Annotated in this window: 21 protein-coding genes; 14 read left to right on the forward strand and 7 right to left on the reverse strand. The window is 48.2% G+C overall.

Features of this window, described 5'->3' with window-relative positions:
* Positions 1 to 2 precede the first annotated feature (2 nt).
* The 3 genes from purU to B4W65_RS13715 form a co-directional block, all read right to left on the reverse strand.
* Positions 3 to 872, reverse strand: coding sequence for a formyltetrahydrofolate deformylase (gene purU, locus B4W65_RS13705; protein ID WP_088655735.1), 870 nt, complete (start codon positions 870 to 872; stop codon positions 3 to 5).
* Between the two features lie 100 nt (positions 873 to 972).
* Positions 973 to 1776 carry an alpha/beta fold hydrolase gene (locus tag B4W65_RS13710; protein WP_088655736.1) on the reverse strand — a complete coding sequence of 268 codons (804 nt, stop codon included), beginning with the start codon at positions 1774 to 1776 and terminating at the stop codon, positions 973 to 975.
* Between the two features lie 2 nt (positions 1777 to 1778).
* Positions 1779 to 2501, reverse strand: a complete 723-nt coding sequence (locus B4W65_RS13715) for a pyridoxine 5'-phosphate synthase (protein WP_088655737.1) — start codon at positions 2499 to 2501, stop codon at positions 1779 to 1781.
* Positions 2502 to 2595: 94 nt separating this feature from the next.
* Between B4W65_RS13715 and B4W65_RS13720 the strand changes: the two genes are divergently transcribed.
* The 10 genes from B4W65_RS13720 (at position 2596) to murI (ending at position 12263) form a co-directional block, all read left to right on the forward strand.
* Positions 2596 to 3261: a CBS domain-containing protein gene (locus B4W65_RS13720; protein WP_088655738.1), complete on the forward strand. Its 666-nt coding sequence runs from the start codon at positions 2596 to 2598 to the stop codon at positions 3259 to 3261.
* Between the two features lie 16 nt (positions 3262 to 3277).
* Positions 3278 to 4690: a BamA/TamA family outer membrane protein gene (locus tag B4W65_RS13725; protein ID WP_088655739.1), complete on the forward strand. Its 1413-nt coding sequence runs from the start codon at positions 3278 to 3280 to the stop codon at positions 4688 to 4690.
* A gap of 45 nt (positions 4691 to 4735) precedes the next feature.
* A complete protein-coding gene (locus B4W65_RS13730; RefSeq protein ID WP_088655740.1) occupies positions 4736 to 5614 on the forward strand; it encodes an NAD kinase in 879 nt (292 codons plus the stop codon).
* A 75-nt stretch (positions 5615 to 5689) separates the two neighbouring features.
* Complete coding sequence (gene porG / locus B4W65_RS13735) at positions 5690 to 6415, forward strand: type IX secretion system protein PorG (protein ID WP_088655741.1); 726 nt, start codon at positions 5690 to 5692, stop codon at positions 6413 to 6415.
* A gap of 21 nt (positions 6416 to 6436) precedes the next feature.
* Positions 6437 to 7186 carry an isoprenyl transferase gene (locus tag B4W65_RS13740; protein WP_088655742.1) on the forward strand — a complete coding sequence of 250 codons (750 nt, stop codon included), beginning with the start codon at positions 6437 to 6439 and terminating at the stop codon, positions 7184 to 7186.
* A gap of 2 nt (positions 7187 to 7188) precedes the next feature.
* Complete coding sequence (bamA, locus tag B4W65_RS13745) at positions 7189 to 9756, forward strand: outer membrane protein assembly factor BamA (protein WP_088655743.1); 2568 nt, start codon at positions 7189 to 7191, stop codon at positions 9754 to 9756.
* 71 nt (positions 9757 to 9827) lie between these two features.
* Positions 9828 to 10340 (forward strand): OmpH family outer membrane protein, encoded by a 513-nt coding sequence (locus tag B4W65_RS13750; RefSeq protein WP_088655775.1) that lies wholly within the window; start codon positions 9828 to 9830, stop codon positions 10338 to 10340.
* Positions 10341 to 10355: 15 nt separating this feature from the next.
* The gene (locus tag B4W65_RS13755) at positions 10356 to 10868 is read left to right on the forward strand and encodes an OmpH family outer membrane protein (RefSeq protein WP_240509580.1); all 513 of its coding nucleotides are present in this window, start codon (positions 10356 to 10358) and stop codon (positions 10866 to 10868) included.
* 35 nt (positions 10869 to 10903) lie between these two features.
* Positions 10904 to 11416 (forward strand): OmpH family outer membrane protein, encoded by a 513-nt coding sequence (locus B4W65_RS13760; protein ID WP_088655744.1) that lies wholly within the window; start codon positions 10904 to 10906, stop codon positions 11414 to 11416.
* Positions 11417 to 11432: 16 nt separating this feature from the next.
* Positions 11433 to 12263 carry a glutamate racemase gene (gene murI / locus B4W65_RS13765; protein ID WP_088655745.1) on the forward strand — a complete coding sequence of 277 codons (831 nt, stop codon included), beginning with the start codon at positions 11433 to 11435 and terminating at the stop codon, positions 12261 to 12263.
* 8 nt (positions 12264 to 12271) lie between these two features.
* Here murI and B4W65_RS13770 read toward each other — a convergent pair whose 3' ends face one another.
* Complete coding sequence (locus B4W65_RS13770; RefSeq protein WP_088655746.1) at positions 12272 to 12784, reverse strand: gamma carbonic anhydrase family protein; 513 nt, start codon at positions 12782 to 12784, stop codon at positions 12272 to 12274.
* A 390-nt stretch (positions 12785 to 13174) separates the two neighbouring features.
* Here B4W65_RS13770 and B4W65_RS13775 point away from each other — a divergent pair, with 390 nt between their 5' ends.
* From B4W65_RS13775 to B4W65_RS13790, 4 genes are all read left to right on the forward strand, one after another.
* Entirely contained in the window at positions 13175 to 15019 is a 1845-nt protein-coding gene (locus B4W65_RS13775) for a 2-oxoacid:acceptor oxidoreductase subunit alpha (protein WP_088655747.1), read from the forward strand.
* 5 nt (positions 15020 to 15024) lie between these two features.
* A complete protein-coding gene (locus B4W65_RS13780; protein ID WP_088655748.1) occupies positions 15025 to 16041 on the forward strand; it encodes a 2-oxoacid:ferredoxin oxidoreductase subunit beta in 1017 nt (338 codons plus the stop codon).
* 75 nt (positions 16042 to 16116) lie between these two features.
* On the forward strand, positions 16117 to 18126 hold the full coding sequence (locus B4W65_RS13785) for a putative porin (RefSeq protein ID WP_088655749.1): 2010 nt from the start codon (positions 16117 to 16119) through the stop codon (positions 18124 to 18126).
* Between the two features lie 81 nt (positions 18127 to 18207).
* Entirely contained in the window at positions 18208 to 19635 is a 1428-nt protein-coding gene (locus tag B4W65_RS13790; RefSeq protein ID WP_088655750.1) for an MltF family protein, read from the forward strand.
* On the opposite strand, the gene B4W65_RS13795 is transcribed toward B4W65_RS13790, so the two are convergent.
* The 3 genes from B4W65_RS13795 to B4W65_RS13810 all read right to left on the reverse strand — a co-directional run bounded on the left by B4W65_RS13795 (position 19586) and on the right by B4W65_RS13810 (position 22144).
* Positions 19586 to 20266: an NUDIX hydrolase gene (locus tag B4W65_RS13795; RefSeq protein ID WP_088655751.1), complete on the reverse strand. Its 681-nt coding sequence runs from the start codon at positions 20264 to 20266 to the stop codon at positions 19586 to 19588. The two genes, B4W65_RS13790 and B4W65_RS13795, sit on opposite strands and share 50 nt — an antisense overlap.
* A 186-nt stretch (positions 20267 to 20452) precedes the next feature.
* Positions 20453 to 21739, reverse strand: coding sequence for an ABC transporter permease (locus tag B4W65_RS13805; protein ID WP_088655753.1), 1287 nt, complete (start codon positions 21737 to 21739; stop codon positions 20453 to 20455).
* Between the two features lie 57 nt (positions 21740 to 21796).
* Positions 21797 to 22144, reverse strand: a complete 348-nt coding sequence (locus B4W65_RS13810; protein ID WP_088655754.1) for a DUF190 domain-containing protein — start codon at positions 22142 to 22144, stop codon at positions 21797 to 21799.
* Positions 22145 to 22316: the final 172 nt, after the last annotated feature.

Genomic DNA, 22316 nt, shown 5'->3' on the forward strand with positions numbered 1-22316 from the left:
TGCTATTGAAATACTACGGTTTTGTTTTTATAGACCAGGGTTTTGCGGTCAATGTGCGCCATCACGGCACGCGAAAGTACAATCTTTTCGATGTCCCTTCCCTTTTGAATCAGGCGCTCCACGCTGTCGTGGTGTGTAATGCGCGCCACATCTTGCTCGATGATGGGACCGGCATCCAGGTCGGTCGTCACATAGTGGCTGGTGGCCCCAATGATTTTAACCCCTCTGGCATGGGCTGCATGATAGGGTTTGGCACCGATGAAGGCCGGTAAAAAAGAGTGGTGTATGTTGATTACCCGCTCGGGAAAATGATCCACAAAAGATTGGGACAGAATCTGCATGTAACGCGCCAACACAATGAAATCGACCCGGTGCTCCTTTAAAAGCTCCAGTTCTTTGGCCTCTTGCGCCGCCTTGGTCTCAGCGGTGATGGGAAGGTGGAAGTAAGGGATGCCAAAGTTGGCCGCCACTCCTTCCATATCTTTGTGGTTGCTGATGATCAGGGGGATTTCTACCCGCATTTCTCCACTCTGGTAGCGGGCCAGTAAATCGTAGAGGCAATGCGACATTTTACTCACAAAAAGCGCCATACGGGGGATGTGGTCCGAGAAATGCAGTTTCCACTTCATTTTACAGGGCGTAGCTATGGCAAATTCAAAAGCCGGCTCAATTTGGTCACGCTCCAGTTCAAAGTTTTGCAGTTCCCATTCTACCCGCATAAAAAAGCGCCCCTCGTCGCGATCGGTATGCTGATCGAGGGCAACAATGTTGCCGTTGTTTCGGTGAATGAAATCGGTTACCCGGGCCACTATGCCCCGCTGGTCGGGACAATGAATGCGGATTATGGCGGTTTCGCTGTGATTCTTGCTCATTTTGCTGCTCAAAAACTTAAAAATGTATGCAAAAATACAGAAAATAATTGGAGTGTGTAAGCCATTTGCGGCAAAAGGCGGCAGTCCGAAACAAGCTTGCCTATTCCAGGTAGTAGAGCAAAGTCTTTAAGAAGAGTTCCGGTTGCTCGGCATGGAGCCAGTGTCCGGCATTGGGTACCGTAACCAGCTGGGCACCCGGAAAAAACTGATTGATCACCAGGGTGTCTTCATCCTTGATGTAAGGAGAGAGTGCCCCCCGGATGAATATGGTTTCCGGATTGTGATCTGTGGCCGGTTTGGGCAGATGGGAAAAGCCGTCCATTAGCTCGGGCAGGTTGCGCCGCAATACCGGCAGATTAATCTGCCATTGGTATTGTCCCTGTTTGTTGCGCTTCACGTTTTTTAATAGAAACAAGCGCAAAGTGCGCGAAGGAAAATCCTTTTTCAGCGCAGCCTCCAATTCTGCCCGGTTATTGGCCTCCTCCGGCTTCAGCTGCAAGAGTGCATCCAAAATCTTTTCATGATTGGCGGTGGTTTCGGCATAGTTGGCAAAGGAGCTGTAATTTTTTGGTGCGATGTCGGCCACGATAAGCTTTTGAACGCTTTCGGGATGCTCCAGGGCCATGCGCATAGCCGTTTTTCCGCCCATCGAATGGCCCAGTAAAACTACGGGTTCCGAGGTCTTTGCGCGAATGGTTTCGTAGAGGTCGGCCGCCATTAAGTCGTAGCTGTGCTCCTCGGCATGGGCACTTTGTCCGTGGTTGCGCTGGTCCACCAACAACACCCGAAAACGGTCCTCCAATTGGGCCGCTACCGACAACCAATTGTCCGATGCGCCGTAGAGTCCGTGAACAATTACGATGGTGGTGGCACCCTGGCCCATTTCCCTGCAGAAAAGCTCCATAGCTACTTGTCCTTGTTCAACAATTCCTTATAACGGGCAATGGTCTTTTCCAGTCCCAGGTAGAGGGCCTCTGCGATCAGCGCATGCCCTATGGATACTTCTTTGAGGTAGGGAATACGCTCGTTAAAGAATTTGAGGTTTTCGAGACTTAAATCGTGACCAGCATTGATTTTAAGTCCAATTTTATTGGCCAATTGTGCCGCTTCTACAAAGGGGGCAATGGCTTTTTCGCGATCGGCCAGGTAGCCGCTCGCATAGGGTTCGGTATACAGCTCTATGCGGTCGGTGTTGGTCTCCGCCGCTTTTTGAATCATTTCCAGCTCCGTGCCCACAAAAATGGATGTTCTGATGCCACATTCCTTCAGTTCCGCAATGACATCCTGTAAAAAAGACTGCCGGGCAATGGTGTCCCAACCTGCGTTGGAGGTGAGTGCTTCCGGCGGATCTGGTACCAGCGTAACCTGATGGGGTCGAACACTCTTTACCAGTTCAAGGAACTCCCGGGAAGGGTAGCCTTCAATATTAAACTCGGTTCGAATCACTCCCCTTAGGTCGTGTACATCCTTGCGTCGGATATGTCTTTCGTCGGGTCGCGGGTGTACGGTAATGCCGTCGGCACCGAAGTTTTGTGCGTCTACCGCCACTTTTACAACATCTGGCACATTTCCTCCCCTCGAATTGCGCAGGGTGGCTATTTTATTTATGTTTACACTGAGCTTGGTCATGTTTTGGTATTGGTTTTGTTGGCAGAAAAACGTATCTTACCTAATATTGTTTAACCGGCAACAAAGTTATAAAGTATTTCATTAATCTGTTTTTATGCTGGCAAAAGATTTGATTTCCGAATTGGTACCGGCCCTGAAGACCTCAGATACCGGCTTGGATGCCCTCAATTGGATGGAGGCATTCAGGGTGTCGCATTTGCCAATAGTTAATAATCGTATTTTCTTAGGCCTGATTTCAGATGCCGACATCTACGATATGAATGCTGCCGGTGAGCCCCTGGGTAACCATCGCTTGTCGCTGATGACCCCTTACGTGTTCGATCGTCAGCATATCTACGATGTGGTAGAGATTGCCTCCAGGTTAAAACTCACCATTGTTCCGGTCCTGGATATGGATAAGCAGTTTTTGGGCGTCATTACCCAACAGGATCTGCTGCAACGTTTCAGCGAACTGATCGCCGCCCACACGCCAGGCGGCATCCTTCAAATAGAAGTGGGGGTGCGTGATTATGCGCTCTCCGAAATTGCCCGCATTGTAGAGGACGCCGATGGGAAGATTCTGAGTTTGTATGTAACGCAGGATCCGGAGGGAAGCAGTTTGTACCTTACCCTAAAACTGAATCGAAGCGATTTGCAGCCGGTTGTCCGGGGATTCGAACGCTTCGGGTATAAGGTGAGGGCAGAATATGGTGCCGAACTGCCTGTCGATGAAACAGCCCGTCGCAATTACGAGTCACTGCTCAAATATCTGAGTGTTTAGAAGAGGAGACCAGTTCATGAGGTGTTGGATCAGTCGGGCCCGGCCCATTATAATATTGTTTCTCTGGCTGCAGGTGTTTTCCTTGCAGGCTGTAGGTCCTGCCCCCCTTTCCGGTGAGCGCCTTATGATTGAGGATGTCTTTATTCAGGGCAATCACAGAACCCGGCGTCACGTTGTACTGGCCGAACTCCCATTCCAAATTGGAGATCAGATTGATGCATCGGAATTAACGGTGCTGCTGACCAGGGCCAGGGAGAATTTACAGAATACTTCCTTGTTCAATCAGGTGGACCTGGTGGCCGAGCAAGTGAGTCGCAATCATGTCGTTGTCCGCGTTGATGTTACCGAACGCTGGTACCTGTGGGCCTTTCCGCTGTTCGAGTCAGAAGGGCGAAATTTTAGTGACTTTTTGCGTTTGAACGATGGTTCGTATTTTAATTACGGACTGTATTTGAAGCACGACAATTTCAGAGGTCGGAGAGAGCGTCTTCGGCTCCGAATGGTTACCGGCTATAAAAAGCAGTTGGTTTTTGATTATCAAAAACCAAGCATCAATAAGAAATCGGGCTGGGGCATGAATGTCACCTGGTTGTGGAACGATCAGGTTCCTTACGCTACAGAGGACGACAAACAGCTTTTTTTAAAAACACTGGGGAGTCGGCTTATGACGCGAGCTGGCGTTCAATTGTCTTATGCCTATCGTCACCGCTTAGATCACCACCATCGCGTTTATATGGGCTATGTGTATGCCGATGCAGCGGACACCCTGCTGCAGGTTAATCCGGACTTCCTGCCTGGTGGAGCCCAAACCAGCGAGACACTGGAGCTGGGATACAGTTATGCTTTGGATCGGCGCGACTCAAAAGTGTATCCCTTGCGTGGCTATATGGTCGACTTTTCATTTGCCCGCAAGGGTTTTGGGGTACTCTCAGACGACAGCGGCTTCTTTCAAGGTCGTCTTAGTGCTTCTTGGCAGACCGATTTGTGGCCCCGTTTTTTTTGGGTGGGATCGGGAGCGCTGGCAGGTATTGATCAGACTGTTGCTCCATATATTTTTCGGACGGGCCTGGGCTATGAGGACTATCTTAATGGTTTTGAGTATCATGTGATAGACGGAAGCGCTTATGGCATTTTACAAAGCAAATTGTTGTTTGAATTGCTGCCTCGTCGCGATCATTATTTAAAATGGATTCCCCTCGAGCAGTTTGCCCGCTTTCATTATGCATTTTATCTTAAAGCCTTCATCGACGGCGGGTACGTCATTAACGAACAGGAGTCAGCGCTTAATAAGATGGCCAACGAAATGCTGTTGGGTTACGGTTTGGGTCTTGATATGGTGACTTTTTACGATAAAGTTTTGAGTCTGAACTATTCTTTTAATAATTTCGCCGAACACCGACTGTACTTTCATTTCAATTTGTCGTTTTAAAAAGGCGGCTAATTTTTAAAGCCGTCTTATCTTAAGCCAGAATTTATGCGTATAGCTGTTTACGGGAAGCAATTCGGAGAAGGCTTTTTTTCCTATTGTAGTATTTTGTTGAAGCATCTTAATGATGCCGGAGCAGAGCTTTTTATTCACAGGTCTTTTTACGACTTTTTAGTGAAGCAGGTGGGACTTAAACCGGGATGCTGCGAACTGTTTTCTGATTTTCATGATTTGCCCGATTGTGACTTGCTGTTCAGTATTGGCGGCGATGGAACCTTCCTCGATGCCGTTACCATGGTGCGTGATCGGCACATTCCCATTGTCGGAGTAAACAGCGGGCGCCTGGGTTTTTTGGCCGATATTTCTAAGGAAGAATTACCCCTTGCGGTGGCAGAGATTATAGCAGGAAAATATATCGTGCGTGAATTGGATCTGCTCAAGCTGGAGACCAGTATACCTTGTTTTGGCGATTTGGATTTTGCACTCAACGAACTGGCCGTTCAGAAGCGGGACAGTTCCTCGATGATTACCATTCATGCCTATCTCAATAACGAGTTTTTGAACTCCTATTGGGCCGACGGACTTATTGTGTCCACTGCAACAGGGTCCACCGCCTATTCGCTGAGTGTGGGAGGTCCCATTATGCATCCGGCATCCCGAAGCTTCATCATCAATCCCATTGCGCCACACAATCTGACGGTACGCCCCTTGGTGGTTCCCAGTGATTTTGAGTTGCGCCTAAAGGTCGAAGCACGTGGCGGAAAATTTCTGGCCTCACTCGATTCGCGCAGTTGCATCCTTGACGAGGGCCTGGAGCTGAAGGTGAGCAAGGCCGATTTTTCTGTGCCTGTAATTGAACGGCCCGGAAAGTCTTTTTATACCACCTTACGATCGAAACTGATGTGGGGGGCAGATAAGCGCAACTGAGCCGGCAGCTTCCTTTGTTGAAGCAATATTTAGGCGGGATGCCCGTTTCTTAGGAACATAATTAGACTTGCCGGAATGCAGAAATTGTTGTTATTTTTTATATGGTTAGGGCTTGGCTTGCTGGTATCTGTTGACCTGTCGGCTCAAACCCGCTTGGAGGCGGGGCCCTATATCGGGGTTTCGTGGTACAATGGTGACCTTAACCCAAATCGGATGTTCGCATCCCCGGAGCCCGCCTTTGGAGGTCTGGCTAAGTACGCGTTCAACGATCGTATGGCGCTTCGCCTGACATTGGGTGTTGCAGGCCTCAGTGGCTCCTATCCGCAAAAGGAACTCTTTTTTCCAGAAAATATTTCTGAACAATACGCTTTTGACCGGACCCTGCTCGACATGACGACCATGTTGGAAATATCCTTGTTTCCCTATGATCATCCCGTAAAGCGGGATGCGTTGTTCAGTCCCTATATGGCTTTTGGTTTGGGGTCAGTTTTTTATAAAAGGTATACAGAAGATCATGGTAATCACGATGAAAAATCGAGTTTTGTATTATCTTTGCCCTTCGGTGCCGGCGTAAAGTGGAAGGTGACCGACTGGATGAGCCTGGGAACGGAGTGGATCTTTAGGAAGACCTTTGTTGATGACTTAGACCTGGTTGGGCATAATACAGCTGTTTATCCATCGAATCCATATGGGTTTGAACACACTACCTTCACACACAATAACGACTGGTACTCCGTGGTGGCGGTATACGCTGCCTTCACCATTTTCAGCAGAAGCGAAAAATGTCGCGACGGCTTTTAAATAACAGAGTAAGCAGGTTTTATGTCAGTCAAAGCGCTTTTAGTGCCCGAGAAATTGCCCCGGCATGTGGCAATAATTATGGACGGAAACGGCCGTTGGGCCCGGAAGAGAGGGAATGCTCGTGTTTTTGGGCATCGCAATGGAGTTAAGGCGGTTAGAGAGGTAACAGAAGCAGCAGCAGAATTAGGCATGGGTTACCTGACCTTATACGCTTTTTCCACTGAGAATTGGAGTCGTCCTAAGAACGAAGTGGATGCGCTTATGGCGCTTTTGGTTTCTACCATTGCCTCTGAAACTCAGACGCTGATGAAAAACAACGTGCAACTGCGTTCCATTGGTTGTCTGGATAGTTTGCCTTCTAAAGTTAAAGCCGAGCTTGACACCTGCATCAAACAAACGGCAAACAACACCGGTCTCACCCTAATTCTTGCGCTCAGTTACAGTTCCAGATGGGAAATTACCCAAGGCGTTAAGCGTCTGGCCGAAGATGTAAAAAATGGACGCCTGGAGATTTCTGCCATCAACGACCAAGTATTCAGTTCCTATCTGGAAACTCGAGAAGTGCCAGACCCAGAGTTGCTTATACGAACCAGTGGTGAATTTAGGATCAGTAATTTTCTGCTTTGGCAAATTGCTTATGCAGAATTATATTTTTCCGACATATTGTGGCCTGATTTTCGCAAGGAACATTTTTACGAGGCGCTGCTCGACTTTCAAAAGAGAGAACGCCGCTTTGGAAAGACCAGTGACCAGTTAATTTTAAAAAAATAAAAATGTTGCAACGATTTTCGACCCTGTTTGTTCTCTTTCTCTTTTCCTTATTGACTTATGGACAAACCTCCCCGGCTGAAATTTCCTATTCCGGAACACCTCGAAGATATCTCATTACCAAAATTGAAGTTAGTGGTGACTTGAATAATGATCCCAAGATTCTTGCTAATTTATCGGGACTTCGTGTGGGGCAAGAAATAACTGTTCCTGGAGACGACATTACCAAAGCCATTAAAAAGTACTGGGATTATGGCTTGTTTTCCGATGTAAAGATACTGGCAAAACGAATGGAAGGACGTGAGATTGATCTGGAAATCCAGTTGCAAGAACGTCCTCGATTGTCTGAAATGAATTATTTTGGGCTAAAGAAATCCGAGATAGATGCGGTTAACGAGAAAGTTGCGATGATGCGGGGCAGTCAGGTTACCCCCTATTTGGTAACTCGGGCAGAGCGTTTCATTAAAAATCATTTTGTAGAGAAGGGGTTTTATAATACAGAGGTTAACATTGTTCAACGTGACGATACTGCCCGGGTGAACCATGTAATGCTGGATGTTCATGTCGATAAAAAGGAGAAGGTTAAGATCTCTTATTTGGGATTTGAGGGCAATACGGAGTTCTCCGACAATAAGGTGAACCGTATTATGAAGAAAACCAATCAGCGTCGACTGTGGCGGAATTTTTTCAGAACCAAGAAGTTTGTAGAAGACGACTATCGTACAGACTTGGAAACGCTGATCGAGAAGTACAACGAGAAAGGGTATCGTGATGCCTACATAACCTATGACTCCATTGCGCGGAACGACGATAATACTGTGGATATCCGAATCGGCATAGAAGAAGGGAATCGGTATTTCTTTGGGGACATCAGCTGGGTGGGCAACAGTATTTATCCTGGAGAGTATTTGGGACAGATGCTTCGAATCCAGAAGGGAGATGTTTTTAACCAAACGCTTTTGGATGAGCGCCTTTTTATGGACGACGATGCCGTGCACAACCTCTACATGAACAATGGTTATCTTTTCAGCCGCATTATTCCGGTTGATGTGGCGATTTATAACGACACGGTTGATCTGGAAATGCGTATTTATGAGGGGGATCAGGCCAGCATAGACCGGGTAATTATTCGAGGCAACACCAAAACCCACGAGCATGTTATTCGTCGGGAGTTACGTACCAAGCCAGGTGAGCTTTTTAATAAAGCAGCTTTGATTCGTACGGTGCGTGAACTTGCTCAGCTGGGTCACTTTGACCCCGAAAAAATAAATCCGGTTCCACTGCCCGACCCGGACAAGGGAACGGTTGATTTGGAATACAATCTCGAAGAAAAGGCCAACGACCAGGTGGAGCTCTCTGGGGGATGGGGAGCCGGTATGTTTGTGGGATCTCTGGGCTTACGCTTCAATAATTTTTCGGTACGTAATTTTTTCAATAAGGAAGCCTGGCGGCCTCTGCCTACAGGTGACGGACAAACACTGGCTCTTCGGGCGCAAACCAATGGTAAGTATTACCAGTCGTACAGCCTCAGTTTTACCGAACCCTGGTTGGGCGGAAAGAAACCCAATTCGCTTTCTTTCAGTCTTTACCGAACCATACAGACCGGCGTGAGCAGTCGCTACATGCCCAACAATTACTATGGCTACAGTTCCTATGGCTATGGCTATAATGATCCTTACTCGATGCAGGGTGATGATTCACGACACATGAAAGTGTTTGGTGCAACACTTGGATTGGGACGCCGTTTAACCTGGCCCGATGACTTTTTTACTTTGTATTCGGAGCTGAGCTATACCCATTACGATTTGTTGGATTGGTACTTTTTAATGCAAACCGGTCAGAGCAACAACCTTCGACTTAAGTTTGTGTTGGCACGTAGATCCATCGATAATCCGCTCTATACGCGTTCGGGGTCGGACTTTTCCCTGGGATTGGAACTCACCCCGCCTTATTCGGCTTTCAGCGACAAGGATTATTCCAAGGTAACCGACGATCAGGAGTTGTACCGAATGATTGAGTACCACAAATGGACCTTTAAGGGAGGTATGTTCAAAACCCTTGACCGGGCCGATAAGATGGTTTTGATGACACGGGTTGAAGGAGGTTTCCTGGGCTACTACAACAAACATCTTCGGTCTCCTTTTGAGAAGTTTACTTTGGGTGGCGACGGGATGTCGGGTTACAGCTACTACGGAAGTGAAACCATCGCTTTGCGCGGTTATGAAAACAATTCCTTAACAGCAACGTCTCTTGTTACAAGTGACGAAGGAACTGGCGCACGTCAAAACGGTAATATGTACACCAAAATGACTATGGAGTTGCGTTACCCCTTAACGCTTCAGCCTTCGGCTACGGTTTACGGACTCGTATTTTTGGAAGCCGGTAATTCCTGGTCCGAGTTTAAGGATTACAATCCCTTTGATTTGCACCGCTCGGCTGGTGTAGGGGTTCGCATTTTTCTGCCCATGTTTGGTTTGATGGGTATCGACTGGGGGTATGGTTTCGATGAGGTGCCTGGTTACAACGGTGCTGCCGGAAGTAATTTCCACTTTGTTATGGGACAGAATTTCTGATAAGAAGAACTTTTGTGGTTCGGTTTTTGATTCAGGATAGTAACCGCTTATTTTTATTTAAAATTATGGTTATGAAAAAAACAATTTTAATTTTGCTGCTGGCGATTTTGGCAGGTTCCTGGTCGCTGCAGGCTCAGAAATATGCCTTTGTGGATACCGAGTATGTTTTACGCAATATTCCTGCGTATCAGGCGGCTCAGGAGCAGTTGAATCAGCTGTCGCAACAATGGCAGCAGGAAATTGAAGCCAGGTATCAGGAGGTGGCTGAGATGTATAAGGAATTTCAGACCGAGAGTGTCTTTTTATCGGGCGAAATGCGGGTGCAACGCGAAGAAGACATCATTGCCAAAGAACGGGAGGCAAAAGAGTTGCAACACCGTTACTTTGGACCGGAAGGGGAAATGGCCAAGCGACAGGAAAGCCTTGTACAGCCCATTCAGGAGCAAATTGCTTCTGCCATTCGTGAGCTGGCGCGGGAAGAAGACCTGGCTGCTGTTTTTGATAAAGCCAACGGGGTGCTGTATTTGAATCCCCGACACGATCGCAGCGATCAGATATTGGAGAGATTAGGACTAAAAAAATAAAATTTGAACAAGAGGATGATGCAAATACGAATCATTTTAATAGCGGCTCTGTTGGGCCTGGTTTTCTCGTCTGCAGCGGCACAGGCACCAAAGTTTGGACATGTTAATGTTGCCGACGTAGTGCTGTTGATGCCCGAGTACAAAAATATTTCTGTCGAAATGGAAACGGAGACCACCCGGCTCGAAGGTCAGTTGACCGTCATGCAGGAAGAACTGCAGAAGCTGGAGTTGGAATTTGAAGAAAACTTTGAAGCCTACTCTGCAGAACAAAAAGAAGCCAAGCAACAGGAGTACGCAGCGATGCAGCAACGCATTCAGGAGTTTTATGCCGGTGCTCAGCAGGGTCTTCAGGAGAAGCAGCAGGCTTTGCAGGTGCCTGTTCTCGAAAAGCTGAGGGCCACCATTCAGGAGGTCGGTGAGGAGCAGGGATTTTTATACATTTTTGAGATGAATTCGGGGCTTACGCTCTTTCACTCTGAAAAAAGTGAAGACATTACCCCCTTGGTTAAAGCCAAATTGGGATTGTAGTTGAAAGTTACCATTGAAAAATAAATAATTAGCATATGAAATTAGCAAAAGTTATCGTTTTGGCAGTGCTTATGTTGACTGCCGGTTTTGTTCAGGCCCAGGAGTTGAAGTTTGGACACATCAATATGCAGGAATTGATTCAGCAATTGCCCGAAAAGGCTGAAGCCGACCAGAAATTGCAGGCCGAGGCAGAGGTGCTGCAAAAAAGAATGCAGGCTATGAGCGAGGAGCATGAGAAAAAATTCCGGGAGTATTTGGAGCAACGCGAAACCATGCCCGAATTGATTCGCAGCAGCATGGAAAAGGAAATCCAGGATATTGAACAGCGCTTGCAGAATTACCAGACTATGGCTCAGCAAACACTTCAGCGCAAGGAGCAGGAGTTGTATCAGCCTTTGTTGGAGAAGATTCAGGGTGCGGTAGATGCTGTTGGACAGGAGCAAGGTTTGATTTATATTTTCGACCTGAGTGCACAGGTGGTGCTTTATCATTCTGACCAGAGTATGGATTGTGGTCCGCTGGTTAAGGCAAAATTGGCTGTGAACTAACACAGTTCATTGGCTTATGCCGTCATCGGGACCTATCGGTGTTTTTGATTCGGGTTATGGTGGATTGACTGTTTTACGCTCATTAACCGCAGCTTTTCCCGAATACGACTTTGTTTACTACGGAGACAACGCCAGGGCGCCTTATGGCGGAAGATCTTTTGAAGTAGTATACCGCTACACTCTGGAGGCTGTTAAGCATCTTTTTGAACTGGGGGCTCCCCTGGTTATTCTGGCTTGCAATACGGCTTCGGCCAAAGCACTCCGAACAATACAACAACGCGATTTGCCGGGTTTAAACCCGGTAAATCGCGTTTTAGGTGTAATAAGGCCCAGTGTAGAGTATTTGGGACAGGTGAGTCGCGGTGGGCACATTGGTGTTGTGGGGACTGTGGGCACGGTGTTGTCCGAATCTTATCCGCTCGAAATCGCGAAGCTTTATCCTTCCTTTAAGGTTGTGCAAGAGGCTTGTCCCATGTGGGTGCCGCTCATCGAAAATCAAGAGTTGGCCTCAGAGGGCGCCGAATTTTTTGTGCAGCAAAATTTGACCGCACTGTTCGGCCGCGCACCTGAAACCGATACGCTGATTCTGGGGTGTACCCACTATCCCCTTTTGCTGCCCCTAATTGAACGTTTCGTTCCGGCCGGGGTGGAGATTATTGATCAGGGGCCGGTTGTGGCCGATCGCTTGCGCGACTATCTTTTACGACATCCCGAAATGGACGAGCGACTTACGCGGGGTGGCCAGCTGGCTTTTTACAGCAGTGAGGATCCGCTCCGTTTTAATGCCTCTGCCAGTTTCTTCTTGGGCAGAGAAGTGCTTGCCCGGCATTTGCCGCTTCGTGGGTGACGTGTTTTCTACTTGTACCAGCTGGCGTACATCAAATAATTGTTGGCGATTTTATTCACCATTTCAGCGGTCTGCTCTGGTTCAATGTCCTTGACCTTTTTGGCAGGCACTCCTGCGTAAATGCTGTTGGGCTCGACCTTGGTTCCTGTGAGTACCAATGAGTTGGCTGCAATAATGGAGTTGCTGCCTATTACGGCATGATCAAGTATGGTGGCACCCATGCCAATGAGCACGTTGTCTTCGATTTTGGCTCCGTGAATGGTTACATTGTGGCCTACGGAAACGTTGTTGCCAATTTCTACCACCGACTTTTGGTACAAGGTGTGCAGTACGGTTCCGTCCTGGATGTTGACCTTGTTGCCCAGTCGGATGGAGTTGACATCGCCGCGCAGTACCGCATTGTACCAAATGCTGCAATCGTCCCCCATTTCCACATCACCTATAATGGTGGCGTTTTCTGCCAGGAAAACATTGTTTCCAAATTTTGGGGTAAATCCCCTTACTTCTTTTATTAGTGCCATAGTTGTTTTTTTGCAAAGGTAACAGTGTTTCTGCAAAAAGAGTTTAATTAAGCAGTAAGAGATGTTAATGGGTGGTTATTTATACGGTTTTGGTGCTGGGTTTTGTATATTTTTTAACCCCCCAGTTGTATTGATTCAGCTTTGGCGCTGGTTTTCTATTTGGATGCATTCTGAATTAGAAAAAAGTTGGGTCGCTTGTTTGTATTATTATACACTTCAAATTCTGTGATTTTCTAAAGGTTAGCTGCTGTTACAGCTTTTGGGGCTTGCCGGGAGTGGATTTTCGCAACTTGCTTTCTTTTGGTAATAAGTAAGATAAGGTTTAATTTAGCTCCTTGTGTACAGCTCTTTATGTGAGTCTCTACAACTTAAATGAAGGATCAGAATGTTATGGGAAAAAGTTCAAAAGTAATTGAGGTGGACAAAATTGCTGTCCGCTTTTCCGGCGACTCGGGCGACGGAATGCAGCTGACAGGGACCTTGTTTTCACAGACCTCAGCGGTTTACGGTAATGATATTTCAACCTTTCCTGATTTTCCTGCTGATATTAGGGCTCCTCAGGGAACCATTGGCGGGGTGTCGGGTTTTCAGGTGCATTTTGGTCAGGGGGTGAGCACCCCGGGTGACCTGACCGATGTTTTGGTGGCGATGAACCCTGCTGCGCTTAAAGCCAATGTGCGTTTCATGAAACCTGGTGGTACCATTATCCTGGATGTGGATAGTTTTGATACCAAGGGATTGGAAAAGGCGGGTTATAAAACAGATGATCCCATTGCAGAAGACCAGCTGGATGGGTATAATCTGATTAAAGCCCCGATTACGACCCTCACCAAAGAAAGCGTTAAGGAACTTGATCTGGACAATAAGAGCGTGTTGCGCAGTAAAAATATGTTTGCTTTGGGCTTGGTGTATTGGCTTTTTAATCGGCCCATTGCCCATACTCAGGCCTACATTAAAACCAAGTTTGGAAAAAATCCGGCCATTATGCAGGCCAACCTTTTGGTGCTCCAGGCCGGATTTGATTATGGCAATAACATTCAGGCGATGACGCCTTCGTACCATGTAAGTCCCTCCGAAAATCGCAAGGGCATTTACCGCAATTTAAACGGTAATATTGCCGCAGCCTGGGGTTTGCTTTTGGCTTCGGAAAAGAGTGGTTTGCCTTTGTTTCTTGGGTCTTATCCCATTACTCCTGCTACCGAAATCCTGCAGGAACTGGCTGCACGGAAGGATTTGGGGGTAAAGGTTTTTCAGGCAGAGGATGAAATTGCCGGAGTTTGTACCGCCATTGGCGCCAGTTACAGTGGGGCACTTGGGGTCACTTCCACCTCTGGTCCCGGTTTGGCACTTAAAACGGAGGCCATTGGCCTGGCGGTTATGGCTGAGCTGCCTTTGGTGGTGGTGAATGTTCAACGTGGCGGACCCTCTACAGGTTTACCTACGAAAACCGAACAGTCGGATCTGCTGCAGGCACTCTTTGGTCGTAATGGCGAAAGCCCGGTAGTTGTAATGGCTGCCAGTACGCCGGTCAACTGCTTCGATTATGCTTTTTATGCCGCCAAGATAGCCCTGGAACATATGATTCCGGTTATTTTACTGACCGATGGTTTTCTGGCCAATGGTACGCAACAATGGCGAGTGCCCGATGAGGGCGACTTTCCGGCAATTGAGGTCCCCAGAACACGTCAAAAGCCAGGGGAGTTTCAGCCCTACCTGCGTAACGAGGATAAATTGAATCGCGACTGGGTGGTACCGGGTATGAAGGGCTATGAGCACCGGATTGGAGGTCTTGAAAAGGATGCAGTGAGCGGCAATATTTCGCACGACGGTCCCAATCACCACCTTATGGTGAGTCTGCGCCAGCAAAAGCTGGAGCGGGTGGCCCATTTTGTTCCTGCCCTTGAAGTGGTAGGCGATGCTTCTGCCGATTTACTTGTTGTAGGCTGGGGCGGCACTTTCGGTCATCTGTTTGCTGCGGTGGAGGCCTTGAATAAGGAGGGGCGAAAAGTCGCGTTGGCACATTTCAACTACATCAATCCCCTGCCTTTGAATACTGCTGAGCTGCTGGGGCGCTACAAGAAGATTGTGGTTTGCGAATTGAATATGGGGCAGTTTGCCGGATTTTTACGGATGAAGCACCCTCAGTTTTCTTATGAGCAGTTCAATAAGGTGGAGGGACAGCCTTTTACCGTGCAGGAACTTAAGGAACAGTTTGTTAAACTAATGGAAGCTTAGGACTTATGAGTGAAGTACAGGAATATACCTTTGTTGATTTTAAAAGCGCTCTGAATGTGCGCTGGTGTCCGGGTTGTGGCGATCATGCCATTCTTAATACCGTGCAAAAAGCCATGGCCGAGTTGCAACTGAAGCCCGAAGAGGTTGTGGTGGTTTCCGGAATTGGTTGTTCTTCCCGCTTTACCTATTATATGAGTACCTTTGGTTTCCATACCATTCATGGACGTGGTTCGGCCATCGCATCGGGGGTAAAGGTGGCCCGACCCGATCTTAAGGTGTGGCACATCACCGGGGACGGTGATGCGCTGGCTATTGGCGGAAATCATTTCATTCATACGGTTCGTCGTAATGTGGATTTGAACATCATTCTGTTTAATAATCAAATTTATGGTCTGACCAAGGGGCAGTATTCACCTACCTCCAAGCATGGGTTTGTTTCTAAGAGCTCGCCTTTTGGAACGGTGGAGCAGCCTTTTCGTCCCGGGGAACTGACTCTGGGAGCCAGGGGGCATTTCTTTGCGCGAACCATCGATCGGGAGTTGAAGCTTTGTGTAGATGTCTTTAAGGCGGCCGATCGCTTTGAGGGGACTTCGGTGGTAGAGGTGTTGCAGAACTGTGTCATTTTTAACGATAAAACGCATCAGGCCATTACCGATAAGGAGTTTAAAGACGACCGGACCATTTTGTTGGAACACGGTAAGCCGATGATCTTTGGCAAAAACAGGGACAAGGGCCTGATGCTTGAAGGTCTTACGCTAAAGGTGGTTCAGTTGGGGGTGAACGGGGTGGAGGAAAAGGATCTTTTGGTGCACGATGCTGAGTGCACCGACAGCACCATGCACCTGAAGCTGGCCACTATGGAGTATCCCGAATTTCCGGTGGCGCTGGGGGTTATTCGCAGTGTTAAAGGAGCTGTTTATAACCGGGATGTAGAAGCACAAATTCAGGAGGTGCAACAAAACAGTCCTGTGAAGAGCTTCCGTGATTTGGCTACACGCGGAAATGTATGGGAAGTGAAATAGCTTTTTGACAGGGGCAGGGAATGTGGGCACGCGTTTTGTACCGCTGTTTTCATTTTTTCAATATCTTTGCCCTGCATGAGAAAATTGCTCTTATTTACTACCTTAATGCTGTTGCTTGCGGGCTTTGCTGCAGCGCAGGGCGACAGGGAACAGACCATCGGGGGGCGCGGAGCTGCCCCCGGAGGAGCGAATGCTTCATCTGCTGCTCCCGGTCCACAGATAGCGCATAAGATTCGTTCCTGGCAACTGCTGGATTTGGGCACGCGTGCCGACAGTCTGTCTCCGGACACCCTGAGCACCGGTTTTCAGGTGCACAGTCCCGCCTATCGTGCTGCTGTAGCCAACGTGCAGTTGGGCAACCTGGGTTCGCCCTGGATGCCTGCTGTGGTGTCGAAACTTCCGGTTGCCCGTGGTTTTTTGTTTACGGAGAGTTTGGGCGGTTTTTTTAAAGGTCCGGAAGAATGGCGTTGGTACAACACCACCACGCCTTATACCAATTTGTATTACCAGAACGGGGGGCCCAAGCGTCGCTCCGAAGAAGTGGTGGGTATTTTGTTTACGCAGAATATCAACCGTTTGTGGAATGTGGGCTTTCAGTACGATCTGATTTCGTCTATAGGTCGTTACGATGCACAAAAATCAGATAGTCGGCATTTTCGTTTTTTCTCCTCGTACTCGGGTGAGCGTTATGAATTGCATTCTGCTTATGTGTACAATAAAACCGATCACCTCGAAAATGGGGGGGTAATGGATGAGGATTATGTGCTGAATCCGGAAGATTATGATTTCGGCCGGGAAGAAAACATTCCTGTTCAGTTTTATACCGCTTCGAACCGTACGGACAACCATCAGTTGTATCTGAATCAGGCGCTTGATATTGGCAATCTTACTGTAAGCCGGCGTGAAGGGGAGTCGGCGGTTCTTCCTGTGGGTACAGCCATTCACACCTTGCATGTTGATCGAAGACGACGGGTGCATCGAATCGATGACTTGGGCCGTTATTTTGGCGGTGAAGGGGATGATTTTTACCCTAATGTTTATGTAGATACGGAACGGACTTTCGACAGGGTTTATGAAACCAGTGTTCAAAACTCGCTGCAGCTTAAGTTTAATGAGGAGGCCAATGCGCTTTTGCGCTTTGGCTTAAGGGGTTTTGTGACCAACGAGGTGGAAAGGTTGCGTTATCCCGCGCGGGGATACATTGAGGAGGACGGCGAGCGTCTTCCAGTAATGCTTGAGGGGGACACTACGCTGACTACCACGCTGGTGGGTGGTCAACTCTTTAAGAATTTGGGCGCGCATTTTCGTTGGAATGCCGGGGCGCGTTTTTATTTTCAAGGTTACCGCAGTGGGGATACTGAACTGACCGGGGCCCTTAATTCTTCTTTTGGCCTGGGCCGGGATACGGCACAAGTGGAGGCTTATGGCGGGATGTATTTGAATACGCCCGGCTTTTTTGAGGAGCACTATTTTTCGAATCATTTTGCCTGGGAGGAGCGATTTGATAAAGTACAAACGCTTAAGCTAGGTGGTGCTGTGAAATTGCCGGGAAGGCGACTGAGTTTGTCTGCCGAAGGACGGGTCATTAACGATTATGTTTTTTGGAATGAGGAAGCCCTTCCGGAACAGACTTCAACGGTGCTTTCGGTGTTGGAGATTCGGCTTTATAAGCATTTTTCGGGTGCTGGCTTCAACAGTCGCAATACGGTGTTGTATCAAATGAGCAGTCAGCAGCGTATTCTGCCCCTGCCGGAGTGGGCCATTTACAGTTCCAATTACTATGAAAATGTATTGTTTAAGGTGCTGCATTTTCAGTTGGGCTTTGATTTTCGCTACAACTCTTTGTGGTATGCGCCGGCCTATATGCCGGCTACAGGGCAGTTTTATGTTCAAAACGAGCAACAGGTTGGCGATTATCCCTTTGTCGATGTGTTTTTGAATATGCAGTTGAAGCGTGCACGGATTTTTGTTAAAATGGATCATGTCACGCAAGGGCTTACTTCCAACCAATATTTTCATACGGCCTTTTACCCTGCAAATCCGCGAGGCCTGCGCTTTGGGGTGTCGTGGAATTTTTACGACTAAGGATTGCTGTTTGCAGGTCGTTTTTTTCTGCTAACTTTGCTGGCTACATGTATTTACGACTTCTTGTCTAAATCTTTTTGTATGGGAAAACTTTACTTTGCGAGCTTGATTTTATTGGCTCAGATTGTGGGCGCTTGTAGCGGAGGCGGAGGCGGACGAAAAGTGTCGGAGCCGGAAGCTGTGGCAGTGGCCGATTTGCCCCAAATTTTAGAGAGTGGTAAAATACGGGTGGTAACCAATTACAATTCCACCAATTATTTTGTATATAAGGGTCAGCCCATGGGCTACCAATTTGAGCTGCTGCAAGCTTTTGCCAACTTTATGGGGGTGCAACTGGAGGTTACGGTAAACAATGATTTACAGAGTAATTTTGAGGCTTTGCAGAAGGGGCACATCGATATCATTGCCAGCAGTCTGGCAGTCACCCGGGAAACCGAAAATATGGTGGCTTTTACCGAGCCGCACAGTTTCAGTCGGCAGGTGCTGGTTCAGCAGGCTTATACGCCCGATCAGCTGGGTTCTATGAGCATCACTTATAACCGACTGATTAGGAATCAGCTCGACCTGGGTGGCAAGAGTGTTTATGTTCAAAAAGGCTCCGCTTTTGTTCAGCGTTTGCGCAGTTTGTCGAATGAAATTGGCGACAGCATACACATTGTGGAGATACCTGATTATGAAGTGGAACAGTTGATTGAGCTGGTGGCCGAGGGCGAGATTCCCTACACGGTATGCGATGAGAATCTGGCGCGGGTGAATCTCAATTTTTTTCCAAACCTGGACGTGGGCACGGCTGTAAGTTTTCAGCAAAAGCAAGCCTGGGCAGTTAATAAAGGGGCCGTAGAATTGTTGAATGCCGTCGATAATTGGATGCTGGGCTTTAAACGAACTGCCCAATATCAGCGGGTGTATCAGAAATATTTTCTGAACAGGCGCTCGGTTCACCTGGTTGATTCTGACTTTCATTCGGTAAAGGGGGGACAGGTTTCGGTTTACGATGACCTGATTCGGGAAGAAAGTGCCCAATTTGAATGGGACTGGCGCTTGATTGCCTCCATTATTTATCAGGAGTCCCGTTTTATTCCGGATGCCGAAAGTTGGGCCGGAGCGCTGGGGCTGATGCAGCTGATGCCTCAGACTGCCGACCGCTTTGGGGTGGAGACCCTTACCTCGCCCAGGGAAAACATTCGTGGCGGCATGCAATTGTTGCAATGGCTCGATGAGCGTATGGCCTTGCGTGTTGAGGAGCCGGAGGAGCGCTTAAAGTTTGTTCTGGCTTCTTATAATGTGGGTATCGGGCATGTTCTGGATGCCATGCGACTCGCTGAGAAATACGGAAAGGATCCCAAGCTGTGGGACAATAATGTGGATTACTACATTCTGAATAAGTCGCATCCCAAATACTACAACGATCCGGTGGTGGAGTTTGGTTACTGTCGCGGCGAAGAACCCTATCACTACGTTAGAGAGATTCTGGAGCGCTACGAGCATTACAGGAACGTAATGCGTTAGCCCAATAGGGTGTTCTTTGGTTGAAGATCTCAATCAGCTCGCTGAGGATCATTGCTGTGGCTCCCCAGATGTGGCGGCCGTTGGCATCGTAATAAGGGGCCTCAATGGGTGGGGCCGCCGGATATTCAATGGTTTTGGTACGCCTGGGCTGGTCCAGTAAGGCGGCCGCCTTAACTTCAAGTACTTCATTCACTTCATACGGGTCGGGCTGAAAATGCAGGGTGTCCTTGTGAAAGCCTACCTGGGGGACCACAATGAAATTGCTGTAGGGAATAAAAATTTCACTCAGTGTTCCCAAATATTGAACCCCCCGTGTATCGATCCCCAGTTCTTCTCTTGTTTCCCTGAGGGCCGTGTCCCAATGGTTGGGGTCGCAGGGCTCGCATTTTCCGCCGGGGAGACTGATTTGTCCGCTGTGGGGACCTTCGTAAACGGGACGCTGAATAAAGGGGATGTATAAGCCATCCTGGCCCGGGTAAAGCAGTATGAGGACACTGCTCTGGCGCGGTCTGCCCCGCTCACTAAAATAGGTGGGTGGCAGCGGACGTGCCGATGGGGCCATTTTTGCGTGGGCCCTGGTTCCGGGAAGTGGTTCTTGCAGAGCTTTGCGTAGCGCGGTTTGCCAGGACATGCTTTTTTTGTTTGATGCGGTGGTGGCTGTTGCTGCAAAGTTACAAAATTGTGGACAGCTCTCCATTGTTAAGAATAAAAAAGCCGCCGACTCACGTTTGCGTCGGCGGCTCCTTTGTCCCATTATTAATTTAAACCATTATACTTATTATAAAAAGTATGCCAAAGATGGTTTGTACGGTGTTTTTTATTCCAGACGCAAGGCTTTTACCGGAGAAATGCGGGCGGCCAGATAGGAAGGACCGATCATCATCAGGAAGATGGCCATCAGTGCGCCAATGTTAAGCAGTATAATGTGGTGCAGGGGCAGTGCGATGGGAACGGTATCTAAAAAATAATTGGCCGGGTCGAGACGAGCCCAACCCAGTTGTTTTTGCAGCATAGCCAAGCCCAGGCCGAGCGCATTGCCCCAAAGGAGTCCTTTCAATGCTATTCGGGTGGCCAGATAAATAAATATTCGTCGCAGGGGCCAGTCTGCCATCCCCAGAGACTTGAGCAGGCCAATCATATTGGTGCGTTCGAGGATGAGGATAAGGAGACCGGATATCATATTGAAGCCCGCAACCAGGACAATCAGCAGGATGATGACCGCAATGTTCATATCCAGGAGATCGAGCCAGCCAAAAATTTGAGGCTGTGTTTGGCGGATGGTTTGCGTGCGCAACAGGTTGCCATGGTCAGAGAGGTAATCTGCAGTTTCGTCGTACACCGCCTGGCCCAAAAGATCCATCTGGTCAAAGTCCTCCAAGACAATCTCATAGCCTGCGATTTCCTCTTCCTGCCAGCCATTAAGTCTTTGAAGAATGCGCAAATCGGTGATGGCGAAACGCTTGTCGAAGTCGGGCAAATGGCTGTTAAAAAGACCACAAACCTTAAACCGCCTGATGCGAATTTGTTCCTGAAAAAAATACATAAACACCTCGTCGCCCACCTGGATCTGCAGCAGTTGGGCCAAGGTCTCTGACAACAGAAGGTCGTTGCTTGTTCCGGTGCTGTCGGTGAGGGGCAGTTGCCCAGCTGTTAGGATGTTCTCCAGAAAGTCGGTCCGATAATCTTTACCGATCCCCTTTAGCACCAAACCCTGTATTTCGTTGTCGGTTTTGAGTAAACCTGGTTTGGTGATGAAGCGCTGCACATTCTGAATGCCACTTATTGCACTCAGGCGCCCATGCAGCAGGCTGTCGTGCGTTATTGGGTTGCTTTCAAAACTCTGATTGAAGTCGTAATTGACCACCTGAATGTGGCTGCTGAAACCACTAACCCTTTCTCTGATTTCCTTTTTAAAGCCGTTGCCTATCGCCAGGGAAAGCAACATAACAGCAACACCCAATACGATGCCTGCGGTGGCTACTTTAATTACAGGACCCGCAAAGCGTTTTCCCGAAATGCCTCCCGAATGGATGCGCTCAGCGATGAAGTATTCTGCTTTTTGGGTGGCCCGCCTGGTGGAGGGGCGACTGTGGTTTTTAGTCATGCCGTTGCAGCAAAGTTGGTTTCCTGCAAAGTTAGCAAAAAAAATCAGCAGCAGGTCTTATGCCGGAGCTTGGTAATGCAGCACTTCCACCGCTTCCATAGTAATGATTCCTCCGGCCCCGGCTTTGTCCATCAGCCTGCGAACAATATCCGAAAAATCTTTCAGTCGTTCGGGGTAGTCCACCAGCTGAATGTGCATGGGGGCGTCTTCTGAAAGGGAGAATACTTTTACACTGTGTGCATTGCTGCCTGCGCCATAACTGAGTAAACCCTTACAGACGGTGGCTCCTGAGAGTTTGTATTTTTTGGCAGCGAAAACGATGGCTTCGTAGAGGGGGCGTTGGTAAACCTGATCGTTTTCGCCCACTATAATATTAAGTCTGCTGGTTGCTCCGGATAGATTCATGTTTGGCGCTTTTAGTTTCAAGTCAAGTTAGCAATACCCCGTGATAATTTCAAGCGCAGTTGTCAAAATGTGTTTTCGACATAAAAAACTTAAAAAAGCCCAAAAAAAACCAAGCATATTTAACGAGGGGCGACTTGTTTCTATGCAGAATATTCTTAATTTTGAAGACGTA

This window comes from Geofilum rhodophaeum (genome assembly GCF_002210225.1).
GTDB classification, from domain to species: domain Bacteria; phylum Bacteroidota; class Bacteroidia; order Bacteroidales; family Marinilabiliaceae; genus Geofilum; species Geofilum rhodophaeum.